The organism is Alkalibacillus haloalkaliphilus C5 (assembly GCF_000269905.1).
GTDB classification, from domain to species: domain Bacteria; phylum Bacillota; class Bacilli; order Bacillales; family Alkalibacillaceae; genus Alkalibacillus; species Alkalibacillus haloalkaliphilus_A.
In genome coordinates this window covers 1-9,057 of record NZ_AKIF01000120.1, presented here as the reverse complement: position 1 = coordinate 9,057, position 9,057 = coordinate 1, and the positions used below count along the sequence as shown (strand labels likewise).

Below are 9,057 nucleotides of genomic sequence, written 5' to 3'. Positions count from 1 at the left end.
CCTTGGCAGTCTCAGCCATTATTTAAGACAGTTCAATCCTTTACAGAATTTCTTAAATTACCTCAAAGATTCGAGGATATAAAAGAAACAGAACAGAGAAGAGATTTTCAATTTACTATATATGAAAATTACAAAAAACAATTATTTCAACTAACATTCCTCGGTTTTGTCGGAATAGGAGTAGGTATTTATACATCCCATCAAACGATTTTACAGCTTTCGATCGTAGTTTCTGTCGTTGGTGGTATCGGGTATGTTATTTGTAGTTTTAAGTTAAAAAAATGGATGAAATATATGCATGAAAAGAGAAGAAAGTAACTTTGGAGAGTACACGAAACTAAATTGGAGATGGGTGTAATGATCAAACAATTAAATGAAGCTACTAATTTGCGAAAGAATGGAAGTTATAAACAATCTAAAGAATTACTTATGGAATTAGTGAAGGAGTATCCTGAAGATGCTTCGATTAATTATCAATGTGCTTGGAGCTGTGACATATTAGGAGAAGAAGCGAAAGCTGTTCCATTTTACGAAAAGGCGATCCAATTAGGCTTACCATCAGAGGATTTACAAGAGGCTTTCCTAGGGTTAGGTAGCACTTATCGAACTTTAGGAGAATATGAACAATCAAAAAGTACGTTTGAAAAAGGAATGGAATTATTTCCAAACAGTAAGGCGCTTCATACATTCTATGCTATGACGTTATATAATTTAAACGAACATAGTAAAGCGATGGAGTTATTGTTGAAATGTTTAATCGATACAACAAACGATCAAGAAATATTAAGTTATAAAAAAGCTATTGATTTTTATTCGAATCAATTGGACGAAGTTTGGAGATAACGGTTATAGGGGTAGTTTCCACGAGTTTTTACGTGCATATATAAGGAATGTTGAGTTGAGCAACACAATCATAAGAATGTGACGCAAAATCGAAAAAAGTGAAGCTGAGCGAAAGCAAAAAGGCCAATTTAAAAAGTGAATACTGTGAACTGAAAGTCTGGTACCCATAAAGTGTTGATACAGCATTTTGTGGGTTGTTTTTATATTACAACTTAGTCGTTTCTATTTGTTTTAGAGACTGGTGTCATACAAAAAAGGTATTGACTCTCTATTTGTCGAAATTGTGTAGTGACTGGGGTGATGTGTTACAGGCAAAAGCAATCTAAATTTAGTATATTAAATACTAATTCCAAGGGGGGAGTGGTTCAATGGACCAAATAAAACACCAATTAAACAAAATAAAGGATGAACAGGTAAAATTAACAGAGCAGTTTAATGCTATCGTTGAAGATTATGAATTGAGCGATGTTCATCAGGAAATGAGATATTCCGAAAGAAGAATGAGGAATATCAAGAGAAATTACATAAACTTAATGAGCAATTTCAGCAAATCGAGAAGGAGAACCAAAAATTACGGTATGCACTTCAAGAACAAATGTTAGATGAAAAAACGAACCTTCTTAAAGTTTCAAAAGAGAAACTAGACACTTATTTCAGCTCAAATACAGACAATACTCACAACCGATTAACTAGTTTAGAACAAAATTCGAGAAGAGAGATTGAGAAGCTTAAACATAAAGCTAATCAATCAGTCGAAGAAAATAAACAGCAGATATTAACTAAGTTAAACGGCTTAGAGGCTGAAATTGATGAAATGCTTCATGAAGAAAGGCAATTTTTCGCCAAACAGGAGAAGGAATTAATAGACTCTTATTCTAAGGAGTATAATCAATTAGCCGATGAAGAATTATCAGAAGATGTTATTCAAAAACGGGTAAAGCAAAACCAAGTTGAAATGAAAATTGGCTTAGGTTGGATTAATAAAATTGGGATCTTACTCATTCTGTTTGGTGTAGCGGCTGCATTTAGATATTCATACTCAACATGGTTCAACGATTATGCTAAAGGAGGATTATTTTCACTTCTTGGAGTGATCATGTTGATCGGTGGTGAATGGTTATATCGAAAGAATCAGCGGGTCTTTTCACTTGGTTTAATAGGTGGTGGAGTAGCTGTACTATACGGTTCCATTTTCTTTAGCTACTTCTTATTAGAAATTATAGGACTTATAACAGCCTTATTATTATCAGTGTTAGTGACTGTCACAGCCATAATCTTGTCATTACATTATCAATCCAAAACAGTATGTACGTTTGGGTTAATTGGAGGATACATTCCATTTTACTCATATTTGATTTCATTTGGTCTTGATGGCGTGTCTGTCTATGCTTCTATGACTTACATTCTTATTCTAAACTTATCTATATTGTGGATATCTTTTCAAAAACAATGGAATGTCGTTCATTATATTAGCTATTTGTTAAATCTTCCGTCTTTCTTTATTTTAATCTATTTATCACCAACTTTAGGTGGAAGTATGGTATATACGATTGCTGTATTCCTTCTATATTTATTCTTAAGAATCGGTTATCCGTTTTCGAATAAAGTTTCATTTAAATGGATGGACCTGTCCATTTTAGCTATTAATACAGCAATATGTTGTACAGTAATTTACCAACTATTTAACGGATTAGGTTGGGAAGACTTTAGAGGGTTATTAGCTGTAACTTTCGGTTTATTATTTTTCGGTCTAGGGCGATTTGTTGGTCAAAAGATGAACGAACAAAAAGAAATGATCGTTTTATTTTATGGAACGTCGATTACGTTTTTAGTTTTAATAGTACCTTTTCAATTTGGAGTCGAGTGGCTTGCACTAGGATGGTTAATCGAAAGTGTTGTGATTATGCTTTATGCGAATCGTCATAAGTTGGTTTTACTCGAAAAAGCCGGTTGGGTTATTTTTGGCTTAACCCTTGTTGCATTTTTATTTGAAGTCTTAAGGTACACAAGTGGAATGCCAGACATGACACCTGACTATTTCCATTTTAAGTATTTCGTTGTTATGGCTGGTTTAGTTCTAATGATGTTTTACTATGTTTATGACCGAACGAGTAAAAACCGTACACATTTATTTAGTGGATTTCCACAATTTATACAAGGGTTGAAATATTTCACGCTTGTAAACGTTTGGATTTACATCGTAACTGAAGCGGCTTATTGGTTTGGTCAATTGGTTGACACTCGTTTTGAACACTTCATACTTTACCAGTTATTACTATTCTCGTTCTTATCAGTTGCATTAGGGTATGTTCTAAAGAAAATCACTATACTTTATGATCGGGTCGTTAAGTATTTCTGTTTAGTTTTATACTTTATTGGAATTCTAGTTGGTTTATTTGTTACAGCCACGATGCCTATTTTGGTTGGTGAGCAGGATACAGTTATGGACTATGTAACATTAGGTATATTGATTGGCTTCAATGTCTTAATTTATGCTACTGGAAGGGATCTTCTAATGGCATATATTCGTGGTCAACATAAGAATGTAGAACTTTATCCAACTATTATAGCGGTTTATTTTATAGCGGTTTTATCTGCATTCTTGCATGTTCAATTCCAATTAAGTGAAGTTGGTTTTGTGGTTAGTTTAATTTATTTAATCGTTGCAATCAGTTATATTGTTTATGGATTTAAGAATAAGTTCGTTTATTTAAGGCGTCTTGGATTGGGGTTAACTTTATTGACTACTGGAAAATTAGTATTTTTTGATCTTGCATTTCTGACCGAAGAAAGCAAAATATTAGCTTACTTTAGTTTTGGTTTAGCGTTATTAGGCATCTCCTATATTTATCAGAAGATGGCTAGTTACCAAGATGGGAAAGATCGAGAAAAGAAAGTAAGTTAGAAATATTGATATTTAATGAAATAATAGGTGTTGAGGAGATTATGATGAATTTAAATTTAAAGGCCCATTTACAACAATTAGAGGAAAGACATATTAATCTAGAGGTTCGTCAAAGCAACGAAGAGCTTGACCATATATTAGCTGATGATTTTTTAGAAATCAGTAGTTCGGGGAAGATGTACGGTAAAAAAGAATGTTTAGAAGATGGTGTTGTGTTAACAGAAATGACACTTCACAATTATGAAATCCGCCCTCTAGCTTCTGATGTTGCCTTATCGACATACTACATTATCGATCACACGCGAGGAAGAAAGACTTTACGTAGCTCGATCTGGAAGTATATCGATGGCAGGTGGCAATTTTATTTTCATCAAGGAACGCTCACGGATTTAGAGCTAGAGGATTTAACATAAAGCAAGGAGGTAGTTCAGTTTAGGAGATTATGGCAATAAGTATCTTAATTGAGCTACCTTCTTTTAGAAAATGGATAAAGATTTGTTGAGTTTTATGATTAAATTTGCCTGATGTCCATCCAAGGTTGGAGGTGATAAAAGTGAAGTTTAAGCTAATTCTTCTTTTAATGATAAGTGTATTTCTATCACTTAGCGCCTGCGGTTACTCTAATACAATGGAAGACACTTCTGATACGCACCAACACTCTTCGTTAAGGGGGGTTATTACTGATTTAGATCATATTAATAAAAAGATGGCTGTTGAAGGTGAGAATATGCAGGTGAACTTGCGAGTGACAGAGAGTAGCAAGATGGTAGATCAATTAGAGGAAGTTATTGACCTTGAAGATTTGAAGGAGGGATTAAAAGTCTCGGTTTCCTGGGGACCTAAAGAAAGTGAGGAGCAAAATCAAGTGAACTTGGAAAAGTTGTGGCTTTTAGAAGATTAATACTTTATCTAGGATATATCCTAGTGAGTAAATGTATGTATGAAGTGAAAAAGAGCATTAAATCAAGCTACAATTCAATGCTCTATGAACGTATAACATTATTTAAACTACATTTCCCACGTAAACCATTTCCCATGACCAGCTGTTGTAGCGATCGTGTTTAGAGATTCTTCGCCGTTTATATAATAGTCTAAGTGTAAATCACGGTCTTGAATGTTGTTGTAAACGTGAAAGACTTCTCTAGTTGAACCAACCTTTTTAATTTCTTCAAGCAAATCATCTTTAGTCTGCTCAGGCATTTGATTGGCAACGTGTGTATGAAAAACACAAACTGCATAGTCCTCTGGAATGTCATTTACTAAGTCGGAAAGCAAAACCACACCATCACCTTCAATTAAAGTAAGTGGGTGTTGTTTAACAATTTCAGCAGCTTGTTTTAGCGTTTCTCTTCGTTCATGAAGATTTGGCCATATGAGAGCGTTTAACCAGAACTCATCTTCTTCATCATTTAAGTCCAACACATTGAGGTCTATCCCGATTCGTTTCGCAACGGGTGGCGCTTCTACTGGAAGGGAGGGTTCATTATTACCTTTGATCTCAGCAGTTAAATGTACATTTGAATGACGATTACCGTAGATTTGGTCTGAACCATAAGAATAATTGTACTGATTCCATAGCAGCTGAAGGCCTGAGCTAGTCCCAATTTCAATTAAGGCTAACGGTTTTTTCGCGATTTCATATATGTAGCTGAATGTAGGATAAAGGTATGTACATCGTCTTACTTCATTCGTTTGGACTAATTTCGATTGTAAAATTTCTATAATTTCATCGTGAAAAATCTCGCAAAAGTCTATGAAATACGGATAAGAGTCTTTTACATCTTTAACTTCTGAAACAATACTTGGATAGAAGTGCTTTAACTCGTGTTCTTTACCTTTTAATAAAAGGGCATGGACTGCACCGAAAAACAAATTCGGAATCGGTTGTCCCTTTCTTGCGTGTGAGGCCAATTGTAGTATCTCTTCGTCGTCAGCTATCTTTAAAGATAAGTGTTCGTAAAGTTCGCAGTACCCTTCACATTCTTCTTTTGCGAATTTTTTGAAAATATTTGCTACACGTTGTTCCATGAGTCATTCCCCCAATGTATAATGAATCTATAATTCCATAACTTACCACAATTAAATGGTAACATAGTCACTTTTAATGAATTACAGAAAAGAACCAAAGATTGTATATATAGTAGGAGATGATTAAATGGACGTCAAATGGCTTGATTGGGCAAAGCAGCTTCAATCAATTTCACAAGCAGGATTAACATATTCGAAAGACGTGTATGACATAGAAAGATTTAAGATGATTAGGAATATTAGTGTCGAGATTTTATCGCAGCATACAGAAATTGACCAAACTGTAATCAAAGATTTATTCGCAAATGAAACTGGATATGCCACACCGAAAGTGGATGTGAGAGCAGTAGTTTTTAACAATAATAAAATCTTAATGGTAAAGGAAAATGGTGATGGAAAATGGGCCTTACCAGGTGGGTGGGGTGATATCGGATTATCACCAAGTGAAGTTGCTGTAAAAGAGGTTGAAGAAGAATCAGGTTATGACGTTAAAGCAACTAAGTTAATTAGTATTTTTGATAAGAAAGACCACCAACATCCACCATCTCCATATCATGTTTATAAGATGTTTATTCAATGTGAAATTATTGGTGGACAAGCTCAGGAAGGAATTGAAACTAGTGCGGTTGATTTCTTCGCTGAAGATGAATTACCAGAACTCTCGGTTGCAAGAAATACAGAGAAACAAATTAAGTTAGCTTTTAAACATTTAGATCATCCAGATGAATTAGCTTATTTTGATTAGAGTTTTAGAGAAGGGGAGTGATATCATCATTATTGGAATCTTAACTGCTTTTTAGAATATTTTTATGAGGTGTACTAATGAGAAAAATGGAAGTCATACCATACCAAAACAGTTGGCCTGAATTGTATGAATTAGAGGCTACAAAATTAAAGTCGCTTTTAAGTGATGAGTACATAGACATCTACCATATTGGAAGCACCTCTGTACCAGGTTTAAAGGCTAAGCCAATTATAGATATTTTAATGGTCGTTAATGCTGTTGAAGCGGTTGATCAATACAATGAACAGCTTATAAATATAGGCTTTATGCCAAAAGGTGAAAATGGAATAGAAGGTAGACGTTTTTTTATAAAAGGTGGTGACAACCGCTCACACCATCTTCATATTTTCCAAACAGGTAGTTCCCACATTAAAAGACACCTTGCTTTTCGAGATTATTTAATACACCATCCACAAGTGAGTGGGCGATATGGAGATTTGAAAGAGCGATTGTCACGCCTTTATCCATATGATCCTAAAGCTTATGTTCAAGGCAAGGAGCAAATGGTACAAGAAATAGAGCGTTTAGCATTAGAGTGGGTTGAATTTCGTTAATCTTTCGAACAGTTTACATTACCTTCATCAGTTAAAATGCTTCATGCCCATCTTCTAGACAATGTTCAAACTGTTCCAACATGCGTTCGTGGTTTGTTTGAATTTGAACAAATTGATAAGTAGGGAAAGCCAATGCTAAAAAGACGATGATTGCTATCGTAAAAAGTGTAAATCTTGATAAATGTTTGTCAGGGTTTATGCCAGTGTGACTTGATTGAGCTTTGCCGTTCATAAACTTGCGAATCTCCCAAAAATATAGAGCGTTATGAGCAATTAACAGTACGATTAATAATGTAATGTAAAGGAATCGTTGTGTCGGTAGGAACATGATGAGAAAAATGATTACAGGAATAGCCTGGGCATATAAGATGTATACTTTCTTTGTTGTTCGTTTAGTTACTTGACGAAACAACTCATCGTCTTCTAGGAGTTCATGAGGTTTAAAAAATGTGCATAGTCTTAATTCATTTCCTGAATTATTTTTATTGTATTGTCTTAATTTGATGAAGTAGATGATGAAGAACGCAATCAGTGCCAATTGCCCAATAACTAATGACAAAACACTTGGCATGTGCCAATTAATGTGAACTTGCTGTCCGGTTGTATAAAATACACCTTCAAAATCACTTACTACTAAGTCGATCGCATAAACAACGCCGTATGACCAGATTGATAATATTATTAATAATGCGATATTCCACAACGGAAATTGTACTCTAAAATCATCATTCTTCATTATAACCCTCTCCTTCTAGCCAAAATAACTCATCGACACTGACGTTCAACTCTTTAGCAATTTTAAGTGATAGTGTGATAGAAGGTGAAAAGTCACCCTTTTCGATGAACCCGATTGTTTGCCGCGTTACGCCAACACGGTTCGCTAGTTTAGTTTGTGAGAAGCCAAATCTTGTCCGTAGTTCTTTTACACAATTGTGCAACATTACAGTCACCTTCTACTGAATTTTATGTTAAGTATTATTAACATATTGTAAATTATACTTAACATATAGTCAAATAAATTTTAAAATTATTATATTCTTGCTATGTCACACAATCGACACGCGCCAAAAGGTGACAGGGAAGGTCAAATGTGTTACATTTTCTTAAGGATATTTTTATTAAGAATTGAAATGGAAGGGCTTTCCATACAGGGAGTCGTTTAAATTCCATTAAGCTTTGGTTGTTGGGGTGGACATTCATGTTATTAGATTATAAGATGTATCAGCATGAGACGAGCAAGGAATGGGTTGTATTCTTGCACGGTGCTGGGGGAAACCATACTTTATTTTATAAACAGGCGAAACAGTTTAAAAAATACTTTAACTGTTTATTTATCAACTTTCCAGGACACGGTGAAAGTGAGCCGTTAGATGTCAAATACACTTGTAAAAACATCGCTAATAAAGTGATGGAAGTGTTAGATCATTTAAATATAAGAAAAGCGCATTTAGTCGGAATTTCTTTAGGGACAATGGTTATGACAGAGATTTGTCGTCGTACACCTGAACGAATTGCATCGATGACGATGGGGGGAGCAGTTATTAAGTGGAAGTTTTGGACTGACCTTTTGTTCAAAATTGCTTATCTCGTTCGCTCGATCGTTCCGTACATGTTCCTATACAAGTTATTTGCGGCTATTTTAATGCCGAAGAAAAACCACAAAAAGTCGCGAAATATGTTCGTGCGAGAAGCGTCGAAGTTAGGGCAGTCGGAGTTTGTTAAGTGGGCGGAGCTACTCATTACATCAAATAACATTCATGAAACATTTACTGAAATGAAAAATAAAGTACCGAAGCTCTTTCTCATGGGAGATGAGGACCACGTCTTTATTAACGGAGCTCACTATGCTGCAGAGCGAGATTCATATGCTAAGGTAGAAGTGATTGAGGATTGTGGACACGTATGTAATATTGATCAAGCTAAAGCTTTCAATAAGGTTTGTA

At 34.8% G+C, this 9,057-nt stretch carries 11 protein-coding genes and 1 pseudogene; 9 read left to right on the top strand and 3 right to left on the bottom strand.

Annotation, left to right across the window (positions count from 1 at the left end):
- The 6 genes and pseudogenes from A194_RS0111975 to A194_RS0111955 form a co-directional block, all read left to right on the top strand.
- Window positions 1–318: pseudogene (locus A194_RS0111975) on the top strand (AarF/ABC1/UbiB kinase family protein); the annotation flags it as partial.
- Window positions 319–357: 39 nt separating this feature from the next.
- The gene (locus A194_RS0111970) at window positions 358–843 is read left to right on the top strand and encodes a tetratricopeptide repeat protein (RefSeq protein WP_017187073.1); all 486 of its coding nucleotides are present in this window, start codon (window positions 358–360) and stop codon (window positions 841–843) included.
- A gap of 368 nt (window positions 844–1,211) precedes the next feature.
- Entirely contained in the window at window positions 1,212–1,445 is a 234-nt protein-coding gene (locus A194_RS19470) for a hypothetical protein (protein WP_017187072.1), read from the top strand.
- Window positions 1,439–3,748, top strand: a complete 2,310-nt coding sequence (locus tag A194_RS18335) for a DUF2339 domain-containing protein (RefSeq protein WP_017187071.1) — start codon at window positions 1,439–1,441, stop codon at window positions 3,746–3,748. The genes A194_RS19470 and A194_RS18335 overlap by 7 nt, the downstream gene beginning before the upstream one ends.
- A 44-nt stretch (window positions 3,749–3,792) precedes the next feature.
- Complete coding sequence (locus A194_RS0111960; protein ID WP_017187070.1) at window positions 3,793–4,161, top strand: nuclear transport factor 2 family protein; 369 nt, start codon at window positions 3,793–3,795, stop codon at window positions 4,159–4,161.
- 140 nt (window positions 4,162–4,301) lie between these two features.
- A complete protein-coding gene (locus tag A194_RS0111955) occupies window positions 4,302–4,649 on the top strand; it encodes a hypothetical protein (protein WP_017187069.1) in 348 nt (115 codons plus the stop codon).
- Window positions 4,650–4,756: 107 nt separating this feature from the next.
- Here A194_RS0111955 and A194_RS0111950 read toward each other — a convergent pair whose 3' ends face one another.
- Window positions 4,757–5,776, bottom strand: coding sequence for a DUF2332 domain-containing protein (locus A194_RS0111950; RefSeq protein WP_017187068.1), 1,020 nt, complete (start codon window positions 5,774–5,776; stop codon window positions 4,757–4,759).
- A 127-nt stretch (window positions 5,777–5,903) separates the two neighbouring features.
- Here A194_RS0111950 and A194_RS0111945 point away from each other — a divergent pair, with 127 nt between their 5' ends.
- Both A194_RS0111945 and A194_RS0111940 read left to right on the top strand, forming a co-directional pair.
- Complete coding sequence (locus tag A194_RS0111945) at window positions 5,904–6,521, top strand: NUDIX hydrolase (RefSeq protein ID WP_017187067.1); 618 nt, start codon at window positions 5,904–5,906, stop codon at window positions 6,519–6,521.
- A 77-nt stretch (window positions 6,522–6,598) separates the two neighbouring features.
- A complete protein-coding gene (locus A194_RS0111940) occupies window positions 6,599–7,114 on the top strand; it encodes a GrpB family protein (RefSeq protein ID WP_017187066.1) in 516 nt (171 codons plus the stop codon).
- A gap of 31 nt (window positions 7,115–7,145) precedes the next feature.
- Here A194_RS0111940 and A194_RS0111935 read toward each other — a convergent pair whose 3' ends face one another.
- On the bottom strand, window positions 7,146–7,850 hold the full coding sequence (locus A194_RS0111935) for a hypothetical protein (protein WP_017187065.1): 705 nt from the start codon (window positions 7,848–7,850) through the stop codon (window positions 7,146–7,148).
- Entirely contained in the window at window positions 7,840–8,055 is a 216-nt protein-coding gene (locus A194_RS0111930) for a helix-turn-helix transcriptional regulator (RefSeq protein ID WP_017187064.1), read from the bottom strand. Before A194_RS0111930 ends, A194_RS0111935 begins: the two co-directional genes overlap by 11 nt.
- A gap of 257 nt (window positions 8,056–8,312) precedes the next feature.
- Between A194_RS0111930 and A194_RS0111925 the strand changes: the two genes are divergently transcribed.
- On the top strand, window positions 8,313–9,057 hold a 745-nt coding region (locus A194_RS0111925), incomplete at its 3' end, for an alpha/beta fold hydrolase (protein WP_017187063.1).

Coding starts and splice junctions, on each gene's coding strand:
- A194_RS0111970 (WP_017187073.1), top strand. CDS start 358: ATGATCAAACAATTAAATGAAGCTACTAATTTGCGAAAGAATGGAAGT.
- A194_RS19470 (WP_017187072.1), top strand. CDS start 1,212: ATGGACCAAATAAAACACCAATTAAACAAAATAAAGGATGAACAGGTA.
- A194_RS18335 (WP_017187071.1), top strand. CDS start 1,439: ATGTTAGATGAAAAAACGAACCTTCTTAAAGTTTCAAAAGAGAAACTA.
- A194_RS0111960 (WP_017187070.1), top strand. CDS start 3,793: ATGAATTTAAATTTAAAGGCCCATTTACAACAATTAGAGGAAAGACAT.
- A194_RS0111950 (WP_017187068.1), bottom strand. CDS start 5,776: ATGGAACAACGTGTAGCAAATATTTTCAAAAAATTCGCAAAAGAAGAA.
- A194_RS0111945 (WP_017187067.1), top strand. CDS start 5,904: ATGGACGTCAAATGGCTTGATTGGGCAAAGCAGCTTCAATCAATTTCA.
- A194_RS0111940 (WP_017187066.1), top strand. CDS start 6,599: ATGAGAAAAATGGAAGTCATACCATACCAAAACAGTTGGCCTGAATTG.
- A194_RS0111935 (WP_017187065.1), bottom strand. CDS start 7,850: ATGAAGAATGATGATTTTAGAGTACAATTTCCGTTGTGGAATATCGCA.
- A194_RS0111930 (WP_017187064.1), bottom strand. CDS start 8,055: ATGTTGCACAATTGTGTAAAAGAACTACGGACAAGATTTGGCTTCTCA.